This window comes from Wolbachia endosymbiont (group A) of Hedychridium roseum (assembly GCF_964028325.1).
Classification (GTDB): domain Bacteria; phylum Pseudomonadota; class Alphaproteobacteria; order Rickettsiales; family Anaplasmataceae; genus Wolbachia.
Genome location: NZ_OZ034755.1, coordinates 1,199,866 through 1,225,486, shown reverse-complemented (window position 1 = coordinate 1,225,486; position 25,621 = coordinate 1,199,866). Strand labels below are relative to the sequence as shown.

The following is a 25,621-nucleotide window of genomic DNA, read 5'->3' as shown; positions in this document are numbered from 1 at the left end:
AAGTCTATGAAATTTCAAATCACTACACATTTTCAACCCGCTGGAGATCAACCGCAGGCAATCGATAGTTTAATTGCGGGGCTAAATAGCAATAAAAGAGACCAAATTTTACTTGGGGTTACTGGTTCTGGGAAAACTTTCACTATGGCAAATGTTATAGCAAGGACAAACAGACCTGCGCTGATCATGGCACACAATAAAACCTTAGCAGCACAACTTTATGAGGAAATGAAAGGATTATTTCCCAATAATGCTGTTGGATATTTCATTTCTTATTATGATTACTATCAGCCCGAAGCTTATTTGCCGCAAACTGATACTTATATCGAAAAAGACTCTGCAATCAACGACAGAATTGACATGCTGCGTTATTCTGCCGTCTGCTCCCTCTTGGAGCGCAGGGACACGATCGTAGTTGCCAGTGTTTCTTGCATATACGGTCTTGGTTCGCCTGAAAGCTACCGCAGCATGACTATATCTTTAAGTGTTGGAGATAAAATTCATGTTAATGATTTCTTGAGTAACTTAGCTGATCTCCAATACAAGCGCTCTGATACCAGGTTTGAGAGAGGATATTTCAGAGTGCGTGGCGATATTATCGATATATTTCCTGCCTATTATGAAAATAAAGCTTGGCGTTTATCGCTGCTTGGTGATGAAATAGAAGAAATTTCTGAAATTGATGCTATAACGAGTAATATTACCAAAAGCCTAAATACAATCACCATTTTTCCAAACAGCTATCACATTACATCACGTGAGACTCTGTTGCAGACAGTTGAGCTAATCAAAAAAGAGCTGCATGAATGCTTGGATTATTACTACTTGCAAAACAAGATTGTTGAAGCAAAGCGCCTCGAGCAACGCACTAATTTTGATATTGAAATGATGAGGACAACAGGAATATGTAAAGGTATTGAAAATTATTCGCGTTATCTCTATGGAATGGAAGCTGGGGATCCACCGCCTACTTTGTTTGAATATTTACCCAAAGACGTAATTTTATTTGTTGATGAGAGTCATGTCACCGTTCCTCAGATTGGTGCAATGTACAGTGGTAATGAGGCGCGTAAAAAGAAATTGATTGACTATGGCTTCAGGCTCCCTTCCGCTTTTGATAATCGTCCATTAAAATTTGAAGAATGGGAGAAAGTTAGGCCGCAGACTATTTACATTTCAGCTACTCCTGGAAAGTATGAGTTGGCAAAGACCAATAATGTATTTATAGAGCAAGTTATCCGTCCAACAGGGCTTACAGACCCAATCTGCATTGTGAAACCAATAGAGAGTCAAATTGATGATGTAATTCATGAGGCACAAGTGACAATAGGAAAGGGATTTTGTGTTTTAATCACTACACTGACAAAAAAAATGGCTGAAAATTTAGCTGAATATATGAGTGAATTAAATATGAGAGTGAGTTATTTGCATTCTGATATTGGTGCGCTGGAGAGAATAGAAATTATATGTAAATTAAGATCTAAAGAAATTGACGTTTTAGTAGGTGTTAACTTGCTTAGGGAAGGTCTTGATATTCCAGAGTGTGGTTTGGTTGCAATTTTAGATGCTGATAAAGAAGGATTTTTGCGATCAGAAACATCGCTCATTCAAACGATCGGTCGTGCTGCACGTAATGCTGAAGGTAGAGTAATTTTGTATGCAGATAAAATCACTGGTTCTTTAGATCGTGCATTAAGAGAGACTGAAAGAAGAAGAAAAAAACAAGAAGAACATAATATATTGCACAATATTGTCCCGAAGACTATAATAAAACCTATATCAAACACCTTACAGGAGAGGGCAATAGCAGAACCAAAAGTAAATACTAATAAGGATGACTTGAGAAAGCAAATGATAGAGCATGCTGAAAATTTAGAGTTTGAAGAAGCAGCAAGAATAAAAAAATTATTGCAAGGTTAAGTAATATATGATGCTATGGGCATAGCATGAAAGTGTAAACAACTAAACTTCCACTATTCTTCTTTTTATTTTAACTCATCTTTTTGAGACTTTTGACAATTTCTTAGAACTGAAGAAGGAAAGGTGTATTTTTTTATTGACTTACCTATGTATTACGGTAATCACTAAAGAATTAGTGAGTAATGGTTATAGAATATGAATGGTGGGGTACCAAGCAAGGGATTAAATGAACAATTACGTGACATTTTAGATAAGTTAGAACAGGATATCAATCTATTAGATAATCCCGGTTATATTCAACATATAATGTTTCTTCTAGGAGCAGGAGCTGATCCAAATACAACAGGAACCCAAGGTGAAAAAACTCTGTCAGATTACTCAAGTGAAAAATTACGTGACATTTTAAATGAGTTAGCAAGCAATAGCGATCTATTAGATAATTCCAATTATACTCGATATATAATGTTTCTTCTATAAGCAGGAGCTGATCCAAATACAACAGGAACCCAAGGTGAAAAAACTCTGTCAGATTACTCAAGTGAAAAATTACGTGACATTTTAAATGAGTTAGCAATCGATAGAAGTCTATTAGATAATTATGCTCAACATATAATATTTCTTCTAGGAGCAGGAGCTAATCGAGATACACAAAACCGATATGGAAAAACTCTGTCACATTACTTAGATAAAAGATTATCTGATATTTTAGGTTGGTTAGCAATCGATAGAGGTATATTAAATGATTATATTCAACGTATAATGTTTCTTCTACAAGCAGGAGCTAATCCAAATGTACAAAACCAAGATGGAAAAACTCTGTTACATTACGTTGCTGAACGTAACGATACTGACGGTATAGGATTTCTTTTAAAAGCAGGAGCTGATCGAAATGTGCAAGATCAAAGTGGAAAGACTCCATTTGAATATGTTACTGAACATAACTGCCTTCAAGCTTTGAAGGATTTAGGTTGTAGTTCTAATGATGAAACAACTTGTACTAAATTAAGTGATCCGGATCCAGACAAGGATCAGGGCTATTATTCAGATGATTCTCGTAAAAATGAAGGGAATGGCTCCGGTGATGATAATAAAACAGTTCCTACTAAAGATAAAGGGAATTTGACAAATAACTCTAGTAATTACCCTAACAAGCACAATGATGATCAGACACTTCGTGATGATCCAGGGTATAGCTCCGGTGACGATAATAAAACAATTTCTACTGAACCGAGTGATTGTGACCGGAAAGACGAGGATTCGAGCTGTAGTTCAAGTGATCATCTTTTTCTAGAAGACTTACTTTCGATGAAGCTAGAAATACCATTAACTACAAGCGAAGAGGGGCTAATTAAAGATTTTTGTGAGAAGATAAGAGGTATAACAGCACAAAATAAACAAGAATCTGAAGAAAGTATTGAGAAAATAGTAAATGAGTACTTGAAGAAAGGAATAAGGTTGAATTCAAGTTGTAATAATGGTAATGAAAATGACAATGGTGATAAAGAAACTGTAACAAGTTTAATACTTGAAGAAATAGAAGGTGTTCTTAATAATCGTGTGAAACCACGCGATGAAACCAGAGCGCGTGAAAGGCAGTCTGATGGTATCGCCGACCAAGACGACGGCAACGAAGATAAAGTTTCAGGCATCATAGAAAGCATCACTAACAAGTTATTGTTAAAAGGTGGGAAAGCAAGACAAAAATTTTTCTCCGGTAATACTGAGCTAGCACAAAATTATGGATCTAATTATATAAATGATCTCTCTAAGAAATATAAAGAAACTAAAGACAAGCTAAAGAGTATAGCATATGAAAGTATTGTAGGCAGAGATAGACAAGCTCAAAAGGGGGAGCCAGAAGAGGTAGACATAGATAATGTATGTTTTTATGTGAAATATTCACAAGATAGTATTATTGAACCTGTGAAAATCTTTAACAAAGCTGAAGATTTAAATTTAAAAGTCGGCATACTTCAAGTTGGGGAGAGTATAGTAAGAGTTGAAGGTACAAAAGATGGAAAAAGAAATTACACAGATGTCTTAGAAAGTAGCATTAAAATGTCTTTTACCACTGAGGCAGGAGAGATTAATATTTATCTAAGTCCTAGTGAGAAAGATAGTAATAAAATAGAAGTAGAAATTGATGATGAGAGTGAAGAAAGGCTTAACAAGTTAAAAGCTGAGAAGAAAAGTTTAGGAGAAAACTGTCTTTTGGGAGGAAAAAGTGTTCTGGAAGCTATAGAAGAGAAAGGTTTTAAGAAAAATGGTAATGTACCTACAGAGTCAATCGAGACTATTAAGGATGTTCCACGTACTGATGTTACGCAAGCTTGTTCGCAGCAAATTAACACAAGAGCTAAAGGCAAATAGCGATCTACCCATTATTGAAATTGTGCCACACAATAATAAGCTCACTCAAAATTGTCCGATTTGGCAGGGTTATTTTGCCGCACCAAGCGGTATGGCTTTGAGTACGAAATTTTAATGTTCCCAGAAGCCCGTTATGATGATCAGGTGGACAGTACGGTACAATATTTACAATGGATGAGAAAAACTAACACCAGTGCTTTCAGGGTCAGGCCCAACCCTACTTAAGTGGCTAAGATATATCTAACGTAGCTTTATCTTTGCTTTCTGACAGTCTTTGTTGATACTCGTTTATCAGCCTTTCAGGCTCGTTCAATACACTCTGAATACAATATGTTGCACAAGTTATGCTAGAGAGTATAATAAAACTTATATCAAATACTTTACAAGAAAAAGTGGTGGTAGAGGCAAAAGTGAACATTAATAAGAAGGAAAGCGCATGCTAGAGCTTGAAAAAGCAGCAAGAATAAAAAATATTATTGAAAGGTTAAATGGCGTATGATATAATATACATAGTGTAAAAATATAAATAATTTTATTGACATCTTTACGTTAACACTTCTTAAATGTTTAGTACTGTAGAATTAAATTATTAAGTTTTATGAAGGGAGTAAAAATGATGGAAAGCTTTTAAGGTAACAATAAAGACAGTAATTTTATTGAGGGGACAAAAATAATGGAAAATTTTTCAGATAATAACGAAAACGGTAGCTCAATCTTCCAAGGAAAAATCAGGGAGCAAGATTTCTCTGCGGAGCAGAAGTTAAATGAACTGAAAGCAGCCATAGAGAAGCTTGACAAACAAGATTTGCTCAGAAGGTTCGAGTGTGAGCGTCAGGCTTCTAGTTGTATCGATGAAATATCATCTCAAGCAGAGCTACATATCGAAGATGGTGACGGGGGCTACTTCGATTGTGAAAAACTACTCAGAGATTTCTGGAGTTTCTTTGAACCTCTCTTCAACCTCTTTGAAGTAGATGTAGATGATCCGAAAATCTACCAAATGCTCAAGGAGAAGAAAGAAAAAAACCTGATTGCTGCGATAATGAAGTTTTTGCGTGAGAAGCTTAAGGAGTTAATCAAGAAGATTTTTGCACGCGATTTAAGTTTCGATCAGAGGTTGGACAAAGAGATAAAAGAATTGCAGGAGAAATTGGGCAGTGGTGAGTTATCAGAAGAGGAGCTTGCAAGGGTGCTCGAACGTCTACAATTTTTGCAGGATCTGAAACTCAAGTTACAGCTCGCCGTTACCGGATGGATTATTACAATGTTCGCAGAGATTTTTGGAGTTGAGCTAGCAGCTATAGTAGAGGCATCTACAGAAGAAACAACTAAAGCAGAAGATAAAAAAGCAGAAAAAACATCATTAAAGGAAGAAAATAAAGAAGTTCGTGAAGAAATAAAAGTGGATGAAAGAGAAAAACCTAAAGTGCCAGTTTCCCTTTTTGAAGTTTCACCCGGATTTGTAAGGCCGGTTGTTCTGAGCAAGCCAGAACTTGAAATTGTGTCAGATCCTTTGAAACATCTATTGCGTATTACTGAGCTTGAAAGAAAATCTCATGAAAATTCACAAAAACCAGAAAAAGTGGACAAAGAAAAGGAAAAAGCGGAACCGAAGAAAGAGGTGTGTCCACCGAAAGTTCCAGAGAAGAAGCCTCTGGCAAGTGGGATAAAACTTGATTCTAAGCCAAGCGAGTATGTTAATTTTGAAGAAAGGCGTCCAAATACTAGTGTTAATGGAAGAGGAACCACGCCGCCCACTAATGGACAAGGAAACAAGCTTGATAATGGAAAGGAAAACAAGTCTGCTAGACGGCCCGCTGATGAACAAGGAAACAATAATAAAGAGAAGAAAAGCGGGTCTGCTAGTTGCGCAGAAAGCCGTCTAAATGGTAATGTTAATAGTGTTAACAAGGAAGGAATCAAATCTACTAATAAGCAGGAAACGTATGACCCTTACGCTAAGCTTGCAAAAAAAGTTGCTGAAAGGAACACTCAAAGAAAAGAATCTGCCACTATTAAACACGATTATCCAATTGATACTTGGCAAGCTCCATCAGGAACTACTGATAATGGAAAATCTAGTGCTGCTCAGCGTAGTTCTGCAAGTGATGCTAAAGAAAATCCTAAGTCAAAAGTTACTGATGTATTGAATGAACGTGCAGCAAGAGGAAATGGTAATACACTATCGAGATAGCTAGTGCTAGCTACTTATGTGATAAAGAACACCGGATCCCAGTACTGGATGACACCTATGGGTTATTTGTGATGACAAAGGAGGGTAGCCCGTGACGCTGGAATCCAGGATGTACATTAGGTTTGATAAGTGTATGGTTTTATGTTAGAAGGGAGTGTTTTTGATGGAAAAAAAACTGGATCCCAGTGTCTGGGCACTTTAGACAATGTGGCAAAAAATATTATAGAATTCAATAGGATAATCCCTAGAGAATTACTCATCTACAAAAAGCCAAATCGTGTTAATGCTGTTTAGATGTAAAAGATAAGCTAAATCTTTACAGGGAATTTAAAACAGTAGAATACCTTTGATTGAAAGAAAGCACCAACTTTATGGGGTGAGCAACTGCAACTACTACCACTAAATCAATAAATCTTAATAGGGGAAAACATTATGAAAACGTCAAAACTGACATTAGTATGTGATATATATGAGTTAACAGATAAAGATAGAAAGAATATTCAAAAACTAGCAAGAGAAATAGAGGAAGGGAAAGGTATTGCTGGAAGGTTCAGAAATAGAATATTCAAAAAGTCCAGCTATAACGCAAGCACGATTCTTTTAGCAAAAATAACTTACAAATATCAGGGTAGAGAGGAGACATTATCACTACTACATTATGCTATAAGTCATAAAAATAATCAAGCTGTAAAGGATCTTTTAGAAGAAGCCAAAAAACAAAAACTATTAAAGGAAGTTCTGAATGAAGAAATGACCACAAAACATTCAGATGGTCGGGAAGAAACTCATACAATACTTACAGATGCTATATCACGTAGAGACAATGACATTATGAGAGTAGTGTTAAAAATCTCTGAGGAAAATGGTATTTTGAAAGATATTCTAAAAAAGAGAATAATTATAAAACATTCAGATGGCGAGGAAATGATTTACACCCCATTCACCTATGCTGAAGAGTGTGAAAATAGTGAAGCTGTAGAAGAAATCTTAAAATTTTCTAGAGAACTGGGAGGTGTGCTTAATAAGAGAACAACTATAGAACAACAAGCACCATTTCTTACTGTTGTAACAGAGACTGCCACCAATGCTAGTACTACAACTGCACCATGCGATGAAGATAGTTTGAGTCTTAATGCAACAACAACTACAGAACATAAAGATACTGCTTCTGTAATTGATAGTACCAGAGCTACTGATATGCCAGCTAACGCATGTGAAATAGTAACTGAAGTATGTAGTTTTGATGTGGAGCATAAACCTGTAATTGATAAAGCTACCACTGACACCGGATTATGCGAAGATGTCAATAAAAGTAGTGAAGGTCTTCAGCCTATATGTGAAAACAGCGAAAAAGTCCAGCAAACTTCAGTGAAGACTGATGAACAAGAGTCAAATGCTTCCAATGACCTATCTCCCAAACCTCGTTTTGATGATAATGCTACAGATAAAAGAGAAAAACCATTAACAACGCAAGCAGTCATATCTGGTAGTGTTGGTGTGGCGTTACTAGTCAGTAGTGTTGTAGCTTATATATTGAAAATGTATGCCATAGCGGTGATTGGGGGAATTGTTGGATTAGCTTGTGTGAGTTATGCGTTGTATAATGCTCTAAAGCCTGGCACAAAGCTAGAAAAAGTGGAAGATGTAGAACGAATAGATGAAAAACCTCTTCCTAGTTTGTGAAGAAAATGCTCTATCGAAGCCAATATATTTACCATTATTAATAACAAATAAATATTTAAAAATTTCTTGACTTCCGCCAAAATAGATGGCTTTATGCTAATACTACTAAGAAAACAGTAGTAAACATTAAAAAAAATTGAAGCGTTAATTAGTGAGGATTTTTATATGAGTAATAATAACAATAACCGAGAATCAGTGTTAGCACGACTACTATCAAAGACCCCTGAGCAGCTAAAACTATACTGCAAACTGCTCGATAATGAGAAAAGACAAGATCTTTATCAAAAGGTGCTGAAGGAAATGCGTAAAAACCAGGAAATCAATCAGTTGAAGAAGCTGAACGAAGTAGCTGCCGTCATAGAAGAGGCCATTGAAGAGGGAAGAAAGTGAGGTTGTTAATTAATATATATAAGATATTAGCATAATTATGAATGCCCTCATGAGAGAGAATGAGCAGTGCATATAGGAATTTATAAGGGTTTTGCAGTTAATAAAAAAATAATGTTTGTGTCTGTAGAATGGAATAGTTTTATTAATTTAGTGGGGTTGGTATGTGTAATATCATAGAAAAGTATTTAGTAGATAAGAAAGATGTTAATGTTAAGAATGATAAAGGAAATACGCCTTTGCATTTAGCTGTGGAAGAAGGTAATCTTGAAGCAGTTAAACATCTTATAGAGAAAGGGGCTGATATTAATGCTATTGGTCAGTACAGATGTACTCCTTTGTGTATTGCTGCAAAAAAAGGTAATTTGTATCTAACAGCATATATTCTAATTGAAGGAGCTGATTTAAACGCTCAGGATGAAGGTAGTTGGACTCCGTTGTATTACGCTGTCTATTCAGGAAATATTGATATAGTAAGATTTTTAATAAATCAGGGTGCCAATTACAATATTACTGACAATGAAGGTACTCCCGTATATTATGCATTTCAATATGGCCATGTTAGAATAGTCAAATATTTTGTAGAAGAAAAGGGTATTGATCCTATGGCACCAATTAATGAATATGGCAGTACTTTATTTGGTGAAGCTATTGTAGGTGGTGATTTGGATACTATAGAATATCTGATGAGCCGAAAAGATGTCACTTATGACTGCAATGATCTATTGGAAATAGCGATATTAAATGGCCACTTGGACGTTGTTGAATATTTGGTAGAGGAGAAAGGAGTTGATGTAAATTTTGTGGGAGAAAACGGCTGGACACCTTTACTTAATGCTGTTGAGCGAGATAATGTTGAAGTAGTAGAATACCTAATAGAGAAAGGAGCTTATGTCAATGCTACAACAGAAGATGGCACCACTGGATTACATATAGCTGCTGAACATTGTAACTTTGACATGGTCAAATGTCTTGTAATAAATGGGGCAAATATAAATGCCAGAGACAAGAGAGATAATACACCGCTATATTTGGCTACTCAAGATAGTGAATATCAAGATAAAGATATTAAAGAGGACGTGAAGGAGTACCTTATCAGTCGTGGTGCACATATTTAGAGAAAGCAGAAACCTCTTTATACTACCGGAATTTTTTTGTTCTGAGGAGAAAATATGACAATTAATAAAAAAGGCATACAAGTGGTTTACATGGATGCAGAGTGTAACACAATTACAGAAAATACCTACGGTTATGAATGTATAGAAACTGTACAAAGTGTTATGGAACAAATATTGATGAAAGAAGCAATAACTTCAATAAAAATTACCCATTATCTCACTACATCAGAGCCATTAAAAGATGATATGGAAATTGCTAAGGACCTTGTCTTAATACTACCAAATATAGGGGTAGAACTAAAAGATTATATCATGGTTACTCAAAGTGGCTATGTAAGTCTGATTGAACAAGGTTTAACAAAAAAACTTATGGTTATTTGGCTTCGCTAGGAGGTACAAAATGGAACGCAAAAAACACTTAGATAAACGTTTACCAATTACTAACGACTCGAAAAAGTTAGTTGAATATTTGATGGAACAATCGGATAAAGAACACTTAAGAGTATTTTACATGGATGAAAAGCATTATTTATTGGTAGAAGAAGTATATGATGTTTTTAAAATAGATGAAACAGCGATATATACGAGAAAGCTTATGGAGCAAGGGGTAAGAATAGAAGCAAGTTCTATGGTAGTATCACATAACTACCCGGAAAGGGAAGCACCAACAGAAGGAGACATATCAATTGTAAGAAAGCTGGTGATAGCATGTCCAAGTGTAGGAATAGATCTAGTGGATTATAAAACAGTAACAGAGTATGGCTGTTTTAGTTTCAATGGCTTAATACGGGAGGGTTGTAAAATTCTTTGGAAAGATGAAGTAGTGTGGAAAGATGATAAAGAGTATAAAAACGCAATTAGGGAGGATAATTATAAAGTTGAAAAACTACACTAGACTCTGAAAGTGAATTTAATAGAATCTTAGATTAAAGAGTATATATGTGTCTCAAGGTATATTAAAGAGACATGACTACTGACACAAAGTTCACAGACTACGAAGTAGGGAAAAAATTAAAACATGAGAGGGAAAAGAAAAGATATACTCAGGCAGGTCTAGGAAGTAAAGTCGGAGTATTAGAGAAGCAAATGTCCAGATATGAGCGAGGGGAAAATCCGATTTCAATCATTATATTCTGTATGATAGTAGTGGAACTAATGATTGATATGGCAAAACTACTGCCTGAATCGACGATATCAGAGAAAATTGAAGGTAAAACATTAAATCTAGTTAGAGAATGTAAAAAATTTAGGAATCAGGAATTATGTAAGATGGCCTCTGCATTAAACAAATCTATCCAGATGGGCGAAGAAGAAGGTAAAAAAGCAGGAAAGATTAAAGTAGCAAAGAATCTACTTAAAGCGGGTATTTCCCTTGATATCATTCTCCAAACAACAGGCTTGTCTAAAGATGAACTTGAGAAACATAATAAAACAGAGATAGTTAATTTTATAGCCTATAAAACAGGGGAAAATATGAAAGACTGGAGGCTAGCAAGGGGACGTTCTCAGGAGGATTTAGGAAATGAAGTCGGTTTAACAGGTGGTCAAATACGACGCTATGAGCAAGGAACCCATATCATGACAATAGGAAAACTATGTAACACAGCAGACGAATTATCAACGCACGCCAAAACTCTACTGCCAAAAATTAGTGAACTAATAGAAAAAGGCAATGTTGAAATTGAAAGAAGTAATGAGGATAGAGAGGGAGAAAACGGGGTACTAGATTTAGTGAGAGAGTATAATAAAATTGATGATCAAGAAATACGTGATAAATTTTATTCATTAATTATGTCAGTATCTAAAAGAATACAGATTGATAAAGAAAAGGGTAAAAAAATAGGGAGAACAGAAATGGCAAAGAATCTACTTGAGGTAGGTGTTCCTATTAATGTAGTACATCAGGCAACTGGCCTAAAAAATCTTAAAGCTAGTGATATGCTTGAAGGACCATAATCGTCAAATAAACTTTAAAAAAAACAAGATAATCTCTAAATTATTATGGTTATCACTTAATATTTAAAGAACATCTCTCACTATTTTTTCTTTCCTTCAGAATGGGGTTCTTGAACTTCTTTACAAGATCCTTGAACATTGCTATTTCCAAGTGAACTGTGAAGGTCTGTTACAGTAATATATGATAGCAGCAGCAACTAGGCAGCAAGCTCCAACTGCTATTCCGACTGCTAACATTTCTAAGTAAACTGCAATAGCTATTCCCGAAACAACTCCAGCTATTGCCAGTGCAGAGGCAGTTACAATAGGCAGTTTACTTCTCTTTTCACTTGGTTTACTTGGTTGTAACTTTCCTGGAATTGACGGTACGTTTTCCCCTGTGATATTCTCCTGAAGATTAAATGGCTCTTGACCTGGTTGTACAAAGCGTTGCATTACTTTCACTTCTGACAATCCCTCGATGACAAGGCCGTATTCGCCTCTACTTGGTATGTTTCTATTATAATCCTGTAAAATGTCATTAATATTTTCACTAAAGCATTTATTTATCTCTGCTAAAATTTTTTGCTGTTCAAAGGTAATTTCTTCAGGTTTATCAATATCCACAGTGCATACAACAAAATCTTCTAAGGTTTCTTTTAATTCTGGATTAAGTTCTACGTGTTGAATTAGCTTATTAGCCAAACCTTCCAAAAATGGCTTAATATTTTCTTCTGTAATAGCATCTTTTTGCATTTCCCGCCTTTGTTCTTCTTCTAAATAGCGATCATATTGTGCCACGACTTCGGAGCTAATTTCGTTTATACTACCAATAATTTGACTCCATGTGCCTTGGATGCAGGCACTGCTATTTTCACCATATGTTGTTGTTGCTATATATATTTGTTTTAGGAGAATAAATTCTTTTTGCTCTCTCCAGACCTCTTCTATATTCAAACAACTGATTTCTTTGAACAACTCATCTACTTTTTTACCGTCATCTATACCATCTAATAATCCATGTAGTTCTGTTTTATTAAACTGTTCTTTATCGAGGATTACGCTATTTCCAAGTTTTTCTTTTACCTTAGATAATTTGTTCTTTACCAAATCTGGATTTTGTTCCATAAGAGTGACTAGCAACTCCTTTTTTTCTTTCAGTGGAACGGAAAAATCATCAATAAGTAGTTTTATATAACCTATAGATTCAGGTATAGTAATAAACCTTTCGCTACCCCTTGTGTAATCATACTGCATCCTATTTGTAGGATACCCTTGGTCATATTCACCGCGGAAGTTCTTTTTTAAATACTTCTGTTTTAGTGCTTGCTCGGCTTTATCAATAACAGCCTCAATAAATTTTTCATCACCTGGCGTAGGATCAGTCTCACGTAATGTTTTTTCCATCGCACTTTTTTTTTCATTATTAGTTAAACTAAGAAGCCTTAGTCTTATTGGATCATTCTGATATTGTTTAAGCAGTCCTATACTTTCCACATAAGAATTTACTGCTTGCTCTAATTGACCTTCACTAGCTTTTATAGATTCTACTAAGTTTTTAGTGATAAACTTCGTTTTCTTAACTGCTAAACCTGCGTGCACAGATTGTTTATCATTAGTAATATTTCGTAGTGTACTATCTTTTTCAGGAACTAAACCATGCTTGAACAAAAACTCTTGTATCTCAGGTGAGTGATTATAAAAATGAGATAGTGTGTGCCCTTGCTCATCTTTTGAATTGATTAAAAAAGGGTATTTATCAGGTTGTGTCAATATGTACCTAACCAAATCTCCACTATGATTACTTCTAGCTACACTAAAAATCATCCTTTTTATGCTCTCTTCATCTACGACTTGATTGTTAGAACATTTTTTCAATAGGAAATCATAAAAGACCTTCTGATCTCGATCACCTAACTTGATTCCAGAACATTGAGATCTGGCTAGAACCTCTATATGCTCAAAATCAATATTATTACCAAATAGATCAAGTTTAGTAAACCTTATAAGGTTAACATTAGCTAAAGCTTCTGCACCCTTATTACCAATGTTGTTACAACTTAAACCAAGTGAAGTAAGATTTGGAAGGTTGTCCTTAGCCAAAGCTTCTGCACCTTCAGCGCTAATGTTGTTATTAGATAATTCAAGTGAAGCAAGGTTTAGAAGATTGCCCTTAGCTAGAGCTTCTGCACCTTTATCACCAATGTTATTGACTAAATCAGGGCTAAGAAGATTTCTAACATTCTTGGTAGCGAGTAAAGCTTTTACACTTTTTGTATCAAGATGGTTCCCTAAATAAAGCAATTTAAGATTTGGAAGATTGCTATTAGCTAAAGCTTTTGCACCTTCATTACCAATCTTATTAGCTACTAACCGAAGTGAGGTAAGCTTTGTAAGATTACCGTTAGCTAAAGCTTTTACACCTTCATCACCAATCTTGTTAAAAAGTAAATGAAGTGAAGCAAGGTTTAGAAGATTGCCCTTAGCCAAAGCTTCTGCACCTTCAGCGCTAATGTTGTTACAAAATAAATGAAGTGAAGTAAGATTTGGAAGATTGCCACTAGCTAAAATTTTTGCACCTTCATTACCAATTTTGCTAAAACGCAAGATAAGCCTTGTAATGCTTTGGTTCCTTTCTAGGAAGCTTACTAAGTCGCTTATATTTATGGCGTCAGACGAAAGTAAAAGAGTATCCCCTTTGACATATTGTTTAAAATCCACTTTTTCTTCTCGCTTAACATTACCACATAGATATTTTAGTTGGTATTTCAGTGATTGTCAATCATGTAAAAGCTTATAAAAAATACCAGACTCTATAGCATCACAAAAATTTTGATTATTTACTTTCTTTAAAAACATAAAAATAGTACCTACCTTTGCGAGAACACGTTGCGTAAAAATAGTATTGTGAAAATAAAAAAGCAAAATTTTTGCAACGAAGCTAGGCAAATTAATTCGTATATAAATTTAGTTAAAGTAGGCTAATATAGCTGATTTTGTGATATGGTAAAATTATTATAAGGAAAAGTTCGAACGGTACACTTGGTAGACCAATTCATTCCAAGAAAAATTGTTCTCACGGTTGCTGATTTTGGGTGCTGGAAATGGTTATTTTACTTGAGATCTTAATAATATGTTTTGCTAAATTAATATTAATTTGCTTGCGGAAGAGTTAAGGTAAATTTACAGTAAAAAAAGAACTTAAAAGTAACAATAGATCCTATGTTGACCCTGTTAAGAGGCGTTTGTCAAAAATTACTTCAAGCTAAGAAAATTTTTCGATTAGTAGTTGACAAGTTTTAAAGAAGGAATACTATACTTAAAAGATTATTAATTGAATAAGTAGTTTTACTATATCTTCCAAAAGAGGTGGTTATGTTACGTTCAGATATTCCAAAAGTTTTATTTTCTTGTATTAAAGAAGATGATCCTTATAGAGCATCTAAGCTTTTTCAAATTGAGCGCTGGTGTTATGCAAATTGGGACTTGCACAAAAGGGGTGGTAAAAAGAGGCACAATTTTCTTTCACAAGTGCTATCTAATGAGGATTGTTGGAAGAAAGTAGACAATTTACATAAAGTTAAACTTGATAGGCAGGTGATAGGTAAAAAGCTGATAATGCCAGGCAGTCCCTTTAGTAACTCTAGCTATGAAATTGCCTGTAGGTGCTGCTTAGAGGAAGATATTATTGCTTTATTTGAGGAAAGAAAAAAAAGATTATCAGCTCAAGGTAAAAGTAGTCTGTTGGAGTATGGTCACTTAGTTAAATCTTTAACAAGCGACCTTTTAACAGGTTTTTGGTCACATTTTGTTAGCGGTTACATCTCTAAACTAAATCTAGATGGTCGTCATCCATATGAATATGGACTTAAATGTGCTATAGATTTGAAACAAGCGGAAGCAGTAGAATTCTTCTGGAATAAAATAAAGTCATTACCTGAAGATGAAATGGGCTCACAGAAAAAGGATGAGATCTTCATGAAGACAGCAGTGTATGCAGCAGGTAGTCGTTGTAATAGTTATCCTGAAATATTCGAGTTTTGTTTTAGTCAAATAAGTCCTGATAAATATCCAGAACTTCTAAAAAGAGACTTAGCTGAAAATGGTTATTATGGTAGTTTGAATACACTACAGGGTGCACTTCGCTTTGATAAATTTCAGGAATTATTTGATTGTTTAAAGCCAAATGATGTTCCAGAAGATGATTATAATATCTGGTTAGACATGGAAATCAAAAAACATTCAGAGCCTTATGTAAGTGAAAGTGTAAAGCTTTTTATGCATATGTGGATGAAGGAAGGATTTGATAGCCATCGTGCTTTAGTGATAAGAGAGGAACTAGAGGATAAATCACCTCTTTTCTGTACAGTTTTATTAACACCTTTAGTAGAAAAGGGCTGTATGGAACCAGTATGGGCGTTATTAAATAAAGCTAATTCTGATCAGATTAAAGAGTTTATGTGTTCTAAACAGGCAGGCTACATACGATCTATATTGGAAAAAAGAGATGCTGATTCATTGAATAAGTTTCTAGCATATAGAAAGTCTACAGATGAAGAGTTCACTAGCTTAACTGAAGTTGAATTAAGCAAAGCATGTGAGCAATTAGGGTTAGGCAATTAAGGTATTATAAGGCAATTCTATAAAGTAGGTGGTGGTTTCTTGTTACTACTTTAGCTTCTGTCAAAAAGATGTTGCATTGTAATACAAATGTTATATACACAAGTCAGCATGTAGGCAAAAATAGCTTTTATTATTGATATCTCTGATGGTTATACAATAAGCTTGGTATAGTGGGTTTAGTATAATATAATGAAGGGGGTTTATGTTAGTGCAATATATAGAGCAAGCTAGAGAATTTTCTCAACTTAAGCGTTATCGGAGATCTGATGTTGATTCCGAAAGTGGAAGTCAGATTAAGAGAATCGATGTTCCAGGAGACGGTAGTTGCTTGTTTTGGTCTGTTACTATGGCTTACTTAATACCCGTCAGAAACGACGATGCTTTATTTCGACAAAGGTATGAAGTACTATTTGGAAATGATGGAACTGTAACCCAAAATTTAGATCATATTAGAGGTTTGGTTCGGAATTTAGGTGCTGCGAATTATGATGATACATTTGCAAATTTAGTAAGAAACTTATTTCGTAATCGAGTAGTTGATCACATAAGTTCTTATAGAAATGAGTTCAGAGATTTTGTTGAAGGTGATTTTGAGCGTTACTTGGAAAACATGAGGAACCCTGATACTTGGGGAGGTGAACCTGAAATAAGAGCAATGAGTGGAATGCTTAGCGCAACGATTAGTGTTTCTGGTGAAGTTGAGACTCAATATGGTAATGGGGATATTCAAATACAATTATTTCATGTTGGTGCACCAGGTAAACGAAACCATTATAATTTTGGTCTTGAAAGGAATATTATTGATAATGATAAAGAGCTTGCAAAAGGCTTAAAAAGAGTCATGGGTAAAGTAAGACCACAAGACTTTGAGTTAATACAGTTATTGATAGAGGAAGCAGATAAAGAAGTTGGTATAAGCCGGCAAGATGAGGATTTTAAATCTTTTGAACCGAGATTTCAGTCATTTGTGGATCAGATTCCATCTTATTTACACTCTGTAGAAAAAGCAGGGTTTTTTACACACTTCTTCCTAGGTAGTTTTTCTACTTTGTTGGATACAGAGATGGCAAAAAAGCTAGACATCAAGGAGATTTATTTTAGCTTTGACGGTGCAAAGACTTTGAAGGTAGCTATTATAAAAAATGGTGAAATGAAGAGTCAAAAAGATGTGATCGATAAAGTAAAATTATTTGTTATATCAGAAAGTGGTTCTCATTCTTACACTCAAGAGTTTGATCAAGGTGAATTGAAGGAGGTATTAGGCAAGCTTTACTCTCTTATTGAAAATAACCTAGATAAAATTAAAGTTAAATCAATAAAAATCATTAAAGATGCCGGTCATCAGGGAGAAATAGTTGTTGATGTGAAAGATAAAGGAGTAGACATAGAACATAATTCTGAAGTTCAATTTAAAAAAGTGAGAAAAGGGTTATGGAGGGATCCCGAAGTCGATATAGCGAAGCTAGCTATTTCCAATCAGCGAACAGTTAAAGCATCTTTAAGGAGAATTCTTGATAAGATTTACACAATTCACTCCGAATATGCAGACTCACTAATCTATGCTAGCAGAGCACGTGAAGCAGCACATCATGGATTTATGGTAGGCGTTTTCATGAATTTCCACTATAGGTATAATCTTAGAGTTTATCCAGAGCAATTTGCAGGAAGGGGTTATGCAGATATTATCCTGCTAGCTCGTGGTCCTGATCGTGCATTAAACTCTATTCCCATTATTATTGAATTAAAAGCAGGGGCAGGTCCTAATGCCACTCCAGATAAGGCTTTGCAACAAGCAGAGAGGTATGCACAAGGCTTCCAACCAAATGTTATGCGGGTTTTAACCACTGCGGACGAAATTTTATGTGTTGGTGTCAATCTTGATAGTTCATCTCCTATTTCTAATATCGGAGGGTCGAGCCGTGAGGGGAGAGTAATTCCTCTTTTTCAAGATATATTAAAGTCTGCTGATGATTGGGATACGCAAGAAATCTACACAAATGAGCTAAAAAAACGAATAAAAAATAATATGGAACGTATCTATCACACGTTTCCTGGTACACCGGAAAAGGGAGATAATCATTATTTTAGTAGGTTTTTACTAGGGCAATTGTTATTATTAAGTGAAGATTCAGGAACAAGTTTAAAAAAATACATTTTTATCTATGGAGGCAATATACCTACTGAAGTGCATCCTAATCTTCGTAGGCTTAGACGTCCAGCAGCTGAAAGAGCCAGAGAAAGACTATCGGCTAATCTTGATGCAAGCCATGCAGTTGTAACAATGGTGCTTATTCCAGAAAATACAGAGAAATTGGTTTATGTGATAAATATTATTGAAGCTAACAGAAAAGATGTTCTGAACATGCTAAATGAAGTACTCCCTCTTGATAGATTAAATAGAGAAATAGGGAATAGGGAAATAGTCGAATTAAATCTTAATTTTGATACTAGATACAAGTCAGATTTTAGAAGATATCTTACTATTTGGACTGAAAAATATAATTCTTTACAAGAGTACAACAACGGAGCTGAGAGATTTCAAGGTACTTTCAAAGAAGTTCCTTATCCTAATGAGTTAAAAGAAACATTTGATAAAGCACTAGATATCCAATCCTTATCAATAAAAGGATATAGTGGATTATTAGAAAAAATTGGAGAAGGAATATTCCCTTTTAAGAGTCTCGTTAATAAAGAAGCTCATTTCCAGGGAATATTGAATGGAGTATTTAGTTATTATAGCGACCTAAAATTACAAGAATCACCAGAAACTAGAGCATTAGTTTTAACTGAGTTTCAAACTGGTAGAGGGGAACGCATTGATATGCTAGTTCATGGTATTAAGTTTGTAGCTCAAGGTGGAAATGCTGAGGAGTACACTCCAATAGGATTAGAACTTAAGACATCAAGGCAGGGCAAAGGAGCTAAAGCTTTATTGAGGGAAGCAAATGATCAAATAAATGAAGAGTATAAAGAGGGCGTTACCTATAAAACACTCACAGATGGTGATGAGGTGAAATTTATCGGTGTTGTTTTCGATAAAGGATCTAATAATCCAAATAAACTTATTTTAACAAGTAGGACAGCTAAGGAAGGATTTATTCCTGTTGGTGTAGTTCATAGTTCAGTTCATATGTTACCTACTGTAGGGCAGTGTTCTAAAGGAGAAAAAAGAGAACCTTCATCACCAGAGTATCCACCAAGTAAAAAACCAAGAAGAGAAAGAAGTGTAAATATGGCCTGCAAGGATTCGTTTGATGAAGAAGAGATTACAGAAGAGGAAAAAGAACAACGTATCAAAGAGTTGTTTAATGCTGACAAGGTAGCAGAAAGAGTAAAGAATATTGAGTTTTATGATCAGCTTTTCAAGGTTTCTGAGCGAATATCTAGAGGTGAAACTATAGACCAAAATGTTGAAGAAGCATTTATCGCAAAAGTTAAAAATATAGATCTAAGTTCAATAGATCCAGAGATTAGGGATATTGTGAAGGAGATGAAGGACAACATAGAAAATAAAGAAGAAATGAAAAATATCCTGAGAAGGTCTGGAGTAGCAGAAAAAATAGGGAAAGTAGCAGAAGGTGCAGGTCTTGCCTTTACGGTATTTTTAGTTGGTAAACATATAGCAAATGGAGATGTAGAAGGGCTAGGTTATGATGCATTAAATCTTTGGGTAATGCCAAAGATTGGTGAAAAAATCTCTGGAAAAATGTTAGAGTTAGGAACAAAGCTTGATTCTCAGATGCTAAAGGGATTTGCTCCAGTTATGGGACGTGCTATAGGTAATTTTGCGGCATTTTTAGGGTTAGCGGAGTCAATAAAAGCAAGGCAAAGTGCGACAGATCCTGCAGATATAAAGATTGCTGACCTAAACATCGCAACTAATTCTATCTTTATCGCCGCAGATGTCCCTGCGGTTGTTACTGAAACAATGTCAGTAGCAGGCTTAGAAACTGGAGTAGTAGGAGAATTTGCTGGTCCAGTTGGTGCTGCTGTCTCAGTTGCTGTTATTGTCATATCACAGTTTGTAGAAGCAGGGCTTGAGGTAGAAAAATTAGAAGAACAAATGAACCTTACAGATCAGGAAAAACATGATCTTTATTGGGATTTCTTTCTTGGTAAAAAAGTACCAGATTATATAGAACATGATATGGAAGCAGAAGAAATATATAAACAGTATATATCAAAGATCTTAGATCAATTTAAGAATAACTATGATACAATAGCTATTTCACTGCCTTCTATACTGGTTACAAAAGAAGAATATGCTACTAGCGCTCGTTCTCGAGATAAAAGACAATGGGAAGGATACGGTCTAGCATTTGGTCAAGCTTTGCATGGTGTATCGAATGAGTGCCGTGCTAAAACAAGGATAGTTGATGATACATTTGATTTTGAATCAAGAACAAATATTACACACCCATTTTATACTAGTAGCATTGCTCACAATTCTAGAATAATTCCTAGTGCTGTTGGAAACTATAATGTTGTTTGTGGACCACATGACGACAATATTGCAGTACAAATTGTAAGCAAAGAAACCTTGGCGAGTCTACCAAGTGGCGCATCATGCAGTAGTGCATCGAAGTACAATAATATGAAATTAAGTAGAACAGTAGAAAGGTGGTTTCTACAAGAACATATGACCGATTGCTATAATGCAGTTTCATATAACAGAAATAATCCTTCTGGGTCTGTAAAGATGTTATTTTATATGTCTAATAACAATGCTTTTATAAATGTGACTTCTAATTATACCGTTGATGTGATTTTCAATGGTAAAAATATATTACTTAATAGTTATGGAATCAATAATCAAGGGTCTAGTGTACAGAATAGGTATTATTTTACAAATCAGTTAAGTAATTGTGATATTCATAAACAAGGAACAAATTTCTTCTACATAGCAAAGGATAATTTTGTATGTAATTTAGGAATAGAAGGACAAAAGAACATAGTTGTAACGCAAGGTAATTTTACAGATTCAGAGAATATACATTCTATTATTGGCAGTGATAAAGCTAATCATATAGAAGTTTCTCATGCAGGTTACGTTGATGGTAAGGGTGGCAATGATGTAATAACAGCAAAAAACTTTACTGCAATAAAGGGTTATTTTGGTGATTCTATTTATGGGAAAGGCTTAGTATTATTGCCGATAAATTTTAGTGATATAGGTAGTATGACTCATGCTAATAATATAACAAATATCTACAATAAAAGTGGAGCTTTTATAAGTGTAGATAAACAAACATCAGTAAAAACAGCAGATGGTTTGTTTGTAACTCCAACAAAAGTAGACATTAATACTGATAAAGTAACAAATGTGCACATAACAAAATTAGATAATAAGTTGGATAATCTGCAAAAAATGGACAATTCAAACTTTAATATTACAAAGCAATTATTAAACACTAATTATCATGGTGTTGTAGGTAGTTCTAGTAATCATATTTTTTACCCTGATGAGGATCACCATAATTTTTACTGGAAAGCTCCAAGTAATATAAGCCATCTTTATCTTTTCGATCACAGAAACGCTAATATTATGATTGCTCAAGCAAATGGTATATTAGATTTTAGTCTACTAAATAGTACGTTAAATGATATGCCATTTATAGAAGATAATAAAGGAGAAATAAAGATTAACAAAAATGGCCTAAATATAACCCTGCTATCAAATTATAAAGATGTTACAGTTACATTTAATGGGGAAGAATATTACAAACTTCAGAATGGAGAATTAGAGCGAGATTATTGCTCTCATAGCTTAAAAGTAGATGGAAGATTTAGTGTTAATGGTACTAACCTTTTAAATCATCATAATTGTTTCACATTTGACTCAGAAAAAGTTCTTTTTTTGAAGCTAAATAATGATTTGCTATTGTTATCAGATAGAGGAGCATTATCAATATCGGATTACTATTCTTCTGTTCATAAAAACTGGGATTTATCCATAGAGTTGAGCGACAAAATTATGGAACCAGAAGAATTTGGAGAAAGAGCTGATGAATTTAGTTCTTTCAGATATTATAAGCCAGATGAGCAAGGGTTACAGATTTATCATAATCAACCTGTTAACAAGAATGATATTGGTTTAGTTGATTTGAAAGATAAGTCTATATTAGATTTCAATATGAGAGTTATAAATGATACCTTATTGCTATCACATAAAAATAACACTCTTGTAAAAGTAGAGAACTGGAATACTTATCAACCGGCAAGAGAAATGATGTTTGCTTTTAATGATGCAATAGTTTCTAACTCAAAGTGTATAGCTTCTATTTGTAACTCAGAAGATGTTATAGTGGAATTTAATAAGGAAAAAGCAATTCTATCGACAGAGCAACTGTTTGATGCTGTGAGACGAAATAATCTTAGTGAAGTTGAGAATCTTCTCAGTATGGGTGCAGATGTTAATATTAGAGATAAACGTAGTTGGGCGCCTTTGCACTGTGCTGCTGACAATGATAATAAGCTTGATATATCTAGGGCAATTTTAAATCGAAATGCTGATATTGAGGCTAGAACTAACATTGGGGAAACACCTTTACATATAGCAAATGCTTATGGTCAATTGAAAATAATTGAGCTTCTTGTAGATAAAGGGGCTAGCCTTGAAGCTAAAACTAATGATGGTTTAACGCCTTTGCATGTGGCTATTCAGCATAATAATACTACACCTAAAATAATTGAGTTTCTTCTTAATAAAGGTGTTAATATTGAAGCTAAAACGAAAAATGACTGGACACCTTTACATCATGCAATTTTCAAAGACAGGCTTGATATAGTTAGAGTACTTTCAAGTCGAGGGGCTAATATTGAAGCTAAAACTAGCGATGGAAAAACACCTTTAGACTTGGCTATTCAAGGGAATTATACAGATATAGTAGGATTTTTAAAACAAACAGAATTAGACAAAAAATTATTGACTGCTACAGAAAATGGAGATCTCTCTGAAGTCAAAAAATTTGTTGGTCAGGGTGCTAATGTTAATGTTATAGATGTGGGCATTTTTGGTAGGAAACCTATACACATTGCTGCTGAAAAAAATTACAAAGATATTATAGAGTTCCTTCTCGGTAAGGGGGTAAGCGTTGATGATACCAGTAACTATGGTTGGGCACCGCTACATTATACAGCGTCGAAAGGCTGTTTAGAAGTTGCAAAGTTTCTCGTTGACAAAGGGGCTAATATTAATCCTCAAAACGTTTATGGCAGAGAGCCTATACACATTGCTGCTGAGCACGATAATAAAAATATTATAGAATTTCTTCTTAATAAAGGAGTAAGTGTTAATGAGGTTGACAAAGACGGCTGGATGCCTCTGCACTGGGCTTCTTGGAATGGCCATCTTAATATAATAGAATACCTCGTGGGTAAGGGAGCCAATATCAATACTAAAGATAGGAATGGTAAAACACCGCTAAATCTTGCTAGAGATAAAGGACATAATAATGTTGTAGAATACTTACAACAAACACAATTAGATCTAGATAGGCAGTTGTTAACTGCAGTACAAGGTGGTAATCTTAATGAAGTTAAGGATTTTGTAGTTCGAGGTGCTAGCTTAGATACTCAAGATAGTAATAATGGTTGGACACCTATAATCTATGCCGCTCAGGGAAGTAAATGGGATGCGGTCAAGTTCCTTATAGCTCAGGGTGCCAAGTTTAATAATGAGATCACATATCAAGGAACACCCTTGCACTTTGCGGCTCAAGAAGGTAATTCAAATATGGTTCAATTTCTTCTTGATAAAGGTGCTAATATTGAGGCTCAAGATGCATACAATAGGAAACCTTTGCATATTGCTGTTGACGCAAACAGGTTGAATGTAGTAAATCTACTTCTTGACAGGGGTGCTAATTTAAAGGCTACAGACATGTACGGCAAGACATCTTTAGACCTAGCTATTCAAAAGGGTTACGAAGATATAGTAGAAGTTTTGAAACAAAAACAATTGGATCTAGATAAAGAATTATTAATTTCTACAGAAAAAGGAGATCTTGAAAAAGTTAGAGACGGTATCAGACAAGGTGCTAACGTTAATGTTCAGGGTAGGCAGGGTTGGACTCCTGTGTTCTGGGCCATTCAAAAGAACAATTTTAATATAGTTGAACTTCTTTTAGATAACAATGCTGATATTAAGGTCAAAGATGATGAAGGTTGGACACCTATTCATTGGGCTGTGCAGTTGGGTTCATTAGACGTCGTTAAGCGTCTTGTTGAAAGAGGTGCTGATGTTAATGCCTTAACTGCTGACGGTAGAACACCCTATGATTTGGCTATCAATCAGAATTATAGAGAAATTAAGGAATATTTAAGGAGCAAGTCTGCAATTCCATCTTCAGCGTTGATTTATCATGTTATCCCAGCTGATGATAGTGTAAGACAACGCAAACGCCGTCATCACCATGGAGATTATGCTCGTCATCATATGTCAAGAAAACTTCTTGCTATAGATTCAAGTAATCAACCTGAGATAGCAGTAAGTGGTAGTACAAGACCATCTTCATGGATAAATGATTTGTTTGGTTGGGTAAAGAGCTCTATAGGTGGGTTATTAGGTTCTAGAGCTGCTTTACCTGAGAAAACATTCACTCAAAGTTCAATCTCACAAATTAGTGCACCAATCGATGTAAATGGTACAATAATGTTCATTGACGTGCTCGTTAGAAAGGTTACAGGTCAAAAGTATATTTCTACAGTAGGTCAATCTATATCTCCACTAGAAGCACAGGGCTATGCACTCAATATTACAAAGGGATTTGAGAAAGTAGTAGAGCAAGCTGGATTAAAAAGTGGTTTATCAATGCATCGATTAAATACTGATTATATGGGAATGCAGAAAGAGATTACTAGAAAAGTCATGAGTGGTAAATTTAATGAAATTTCAGGGATTTTAAAATCGTATGTAGAGAAAGCATGTCCTGGTGAAGAAGCTGGTAAATTAAGTCCGAAGAAATTTGAAAAGTTTATAGCTCAATTTAATAAGGGTCTGCTAAATCAATCAATAGAGCAGATATTACACAACAGAGATGGTAGATTAGAAGTTGATGATGCAAAGCAAATGAGTTTAGAGCCTCAAAGTTATTTAAGTAATGCTTCAGTTCACAGCCATTCAAAAGTATCAACTTGTCTTTCTGATGTAGGATTAACCAAGCTTGGAAATAATCTCAATAGGTAGGTTATAATATAAGAGGTGGAGCTATAATATGCCAAGTAGTGGAAAATTTAAAGTGAAGGTAGCAAAATTAGCCAAAATAATTAGGGATACCAGACCAAGTTTGATGGTCCTAATACTAAAATGGATGAAGTAGACATCAAATGCTAAGTGGTTAATGTGTTTTCCATATTGAACTTACAGCGCGTAGCTTTGATATAGAACTTT

At 34.8% G+C, this 25,621-nt stretch carries 14 protein-coding genes; 13 read left to right on the top strand and 1 reads right to left on the bottom strand.

Features of this window, described 5'->3' with window-relative positions; genetic code table 11:
• Window positions 1–6 precede the first annotated feature (6 nt).
• The 11 genes from uvrB to ABWU23_RS05955 all read left to right on the top strand — a co-directional run bounded on the left by uvrB (window position 7) and on the right by ABWU23_RS05955 (window position 11,628).
• Complete coding sequence (gene uvrB, locus ABWU23_RS06010; protein WP_253309707.1) at window positions 7–1,920, top strand: excinuclease ABC subunit UvrB; 1,914 nt, start codon at window positions 7–9, stop codon at window positions 1,918–1,920.
• A 195-nt stretch (window positions 1,921–2,115) separates the two neighbouring features.
• On the top strand, window positions 2,116–2,397 hold the full coding sequence (locus tag ABWU23_RS06005; protein WP_353270957.1) for a hypothetical protein: 282 nt from the start codon (window positions 2,116–2,118) through the stop codon (window positions 2,395–2,397).
• A 282-nt stretch (window positions 2,398–2,679) separates the two neighbouring features.
• Entirely contained in the window at window positions 2,680–4,290 is a 1,611-nt protein-coding gene (locus tag ABWU23_RS06000; protein ID WP_353270956.1) for an ankyrin repeat domain-containing protein, read from the top strand.
• Between the two features lie 673 nt (window positions 4,291–4,963).
• Window positions 4,964–6,484: a hypothetical protein gene (locus ABWU23_RS05990; protein WP_353270955.1), complete on the top strand. Its 1,521-nt coding sequence runs from the start codon at window positions 4,964–4,966 to the stop codon at window positions 6,482–6,484.
• A gap of 141 nt (window positions 6,485–6,625) precedes the next feature.
• On the top strand, window positions 6,626–6,778 hold the full coding sequence (locus ABWU23_RS05985) for a hypothetical protein (RefSeq protein WP_353270954.1): 153 nt from the start codon (window positions 6,626–6,628) through the stop codon (window positions 6,776–6,778).
• Between the two features lie 138 nt (window positions 6,779–6,916).
• Window positions 6,917–8,167, top strand: coding sequence for a hypothetical protein (locus ABWU23_RS05980; protein WP_353270953.1), 1,251 nt, complete (start codon window positions 6,917–6,919; stop codon window positions 8,165–8,167).
• Between the two features lie 165 nt (window positions 8,168–8,332).
• A complete protein-coding gene (locus ABWU23_RS05975) occupies window positions 8,333–8,557 on the top strand; it encodes a hypothetical protein (RefSeq protein ID WP_265016469.1) in 225 nt (74 codons plus the stop codon).
• Between the two features lie 161 nt (window positions 8,558–8,718).
• A complete protein-coding gene (locus ABWU23_RS05970) occupies window positions 8,719–9,672 on the top strand; it encodes an ankyrin repeat domain-containing protein (RefSeq protein ID WP_353270952.1) in 954 nt (317 codons plus the stop codon).
• Window positions 9,673–9,726: 54 nt separating this feature from the next.
• Window positions 9,727–10,062, top strand: a complete 336-nt coding sequence (locus tag ABWU23_RS05965) for a JAB domain-containing protein (RefSeq protein ID WP_265016467.1) — start codon at window positions 9,727–9,729, stop codon at window positions 10,060–10,062.
• A 10-nt stretch (window positions 10,063–10,072) separates the two neighbouring features.
• Entirely contained in the window at window positions 10,073–10,567 is a 495-nt protein-coding gene (locus tag ABWU23_RS05960; RefSeq protein ID WP_265016466.1) for a JAB domain-containing protein, read from the top strand.
• 71 nt (window positions 10,568–10,638) lie between these two features.
• A complete protein-coding gene (locus ABWU23_RS05955; protein WP_353270951.1) occupies window positions 10,639–11,628 on the top strand; it encodes a helix-turn-helix domain-containing protein in 990 nt (329 codons plus the stop codon).
• 141 nt (window positions 11,629–11,769) lie between these two features.
• Here the strand turns inward: ABWU23_RS05955 and ABWU23_RS05950 are convergent, their stop codons facing one another.
• Window positions 11,770–14,328, bottom strand: coding sequence for a hypothetical protein (locus ABWU23_RS05950; protein WP_353270950.1), 2,559 nt, complete (start codon window positions 14,326–14,328; stop codon window positions 11,770–11,772).
• Window positions 14,329–14,982: 654 nt separating this feature from the next.
• On the opposite strand from ABWU23_RS05950, the gene ABWU23_RS05945 reads away from it, so the two are divergent.
• Together ABWU23_RS05945 and ABWU23_RS05940 are read left to right on the top strand one after the other, a co-directional pair.
• Window positions 14,983–16,230 carry a hypothetical protein gene (locus ABWU23_RS05945; protein WP_341814223.1) on the top strand — a complete coding sequence of 416 codons (1,248 nt, stop codon included), beginning with the start codon at window positions 14,983–14,985 and terminating at the stop codon, window positions 16,228–16,230.
• A gap of 202 nt (window positions 16,231–16,432) precedes the next feature.
• Window positions 16,433–25,417 carry an ankyrin repeat domain-containing protein gene (locus ABWU23_RS05940; protein ID WP_353270949.1) on the top strand — a complete coding sequence of 2,995 codons (8,985 nt, stop codon included), beginning with the start codon at window positions 16,433–16,435 and terminating at the stop codon, window positions 25,415–25,417.
• Window positions 25,418–25,621: the final 204 nt, after the last annotated feature.

What these genes read in the sequence shown, in the direction of transcription:
- ABWU23_RS05990 (WP_353270955.1), top strand. Translation starts at nt 4,964, where the DNA reads ATGGAAAATTTTTCAGATAATAACGAAAACGGTAGCTCAATCTTCCAA.
- ABWU23_RS05940 (WP_353270949.1), top strand. Translation starts at nt 16,433, where the DNA reads ATGTTAGTGCAATATATAGAGCAAGCTAGAGAATTTTCTCAACTTAAG.
- ABWU23_RS05965 (WP_265016467.1), top strand. Translation starts at nt 9,727, where the DNA reads ATGACAATTAATAAAAAAGGCATACAAGTGGTTTACATGGATGCAGAG.
- ABWU23_RS06000 (WP_353270956.1), top strand. Translation starts at nt 2,680, where the DNA reads ATGTTTCTTCTACAAGCAGGAGCTAATCCAAATGTACAAAACCAAGAT.
- ABWU23_RS05980 (WP_353270953.1), top strand. Translation starts at nt 6,917, where the DNA reads ATGAAAACGTCAAAACTGACATTAGTATGTGATATATATGAGTTAACA.
- ABWU23_RS05955 (WP_353270951.1), top strand. Translation starts at nt 10,639, where the DNA reads ATGACTACTGACACAAAGTTCACAGACTACGAAGTAGGGAAAAAATTA.
- ABWU23_RS06005 (WP_353270957.1), top strand. Translation starts at nt 2,116, where the DNA reads ATGAATGGTGGGGTACCAAGCAAGGGATTAAATGAACAATTACGTGAC.
- ABWU23_RS05975 (WP_265016469.1), top strand. Translation starts at nt 8,333, where the DNA reads ATGAGTAATAATAACAATAACCGAGAATCAGTGTTAGCACGACTACTA.
- ABWU23_RS05960 (WP_265016466.1), top strand. Translation starts at nt 10,073, where the DNA reads ATGGAACGCAAAAAACACTTAGATAAACGTTTACCAATTACTAACGAC.
- ABWU23_RS05945 (WP_341814223.1), top strand. Translation starts at nt 14,983, where the DNA reads ATGTTACGTTCAGATATTCCAAAAGTTTTATTTTCTTGTATTAAAGAA.
- ABWU23_RS05970 (WP_353270952.1), top strand. Translation starts at nt 8,719, where the DNA reads ATGTGTAATATCATAGAAAAGTATTTAGTAGATAAGAAAGATGTTAAT.
- uvrB (WP_253309707.1), top strand. Translation starts at nt 7, where the DNA reads ATGAAATTTCAAATCACTACACATTTTCAACCCGCTGGAGATCAACCG.
- ABWU23_RS05985 (WP_353270954.1), top strand. Translation starts at nt 6,626, where the DNA reads ATGTTAGAAGGGAGTGTTTTTGATGGAAAAAAAACTGGATCCCAGTGT.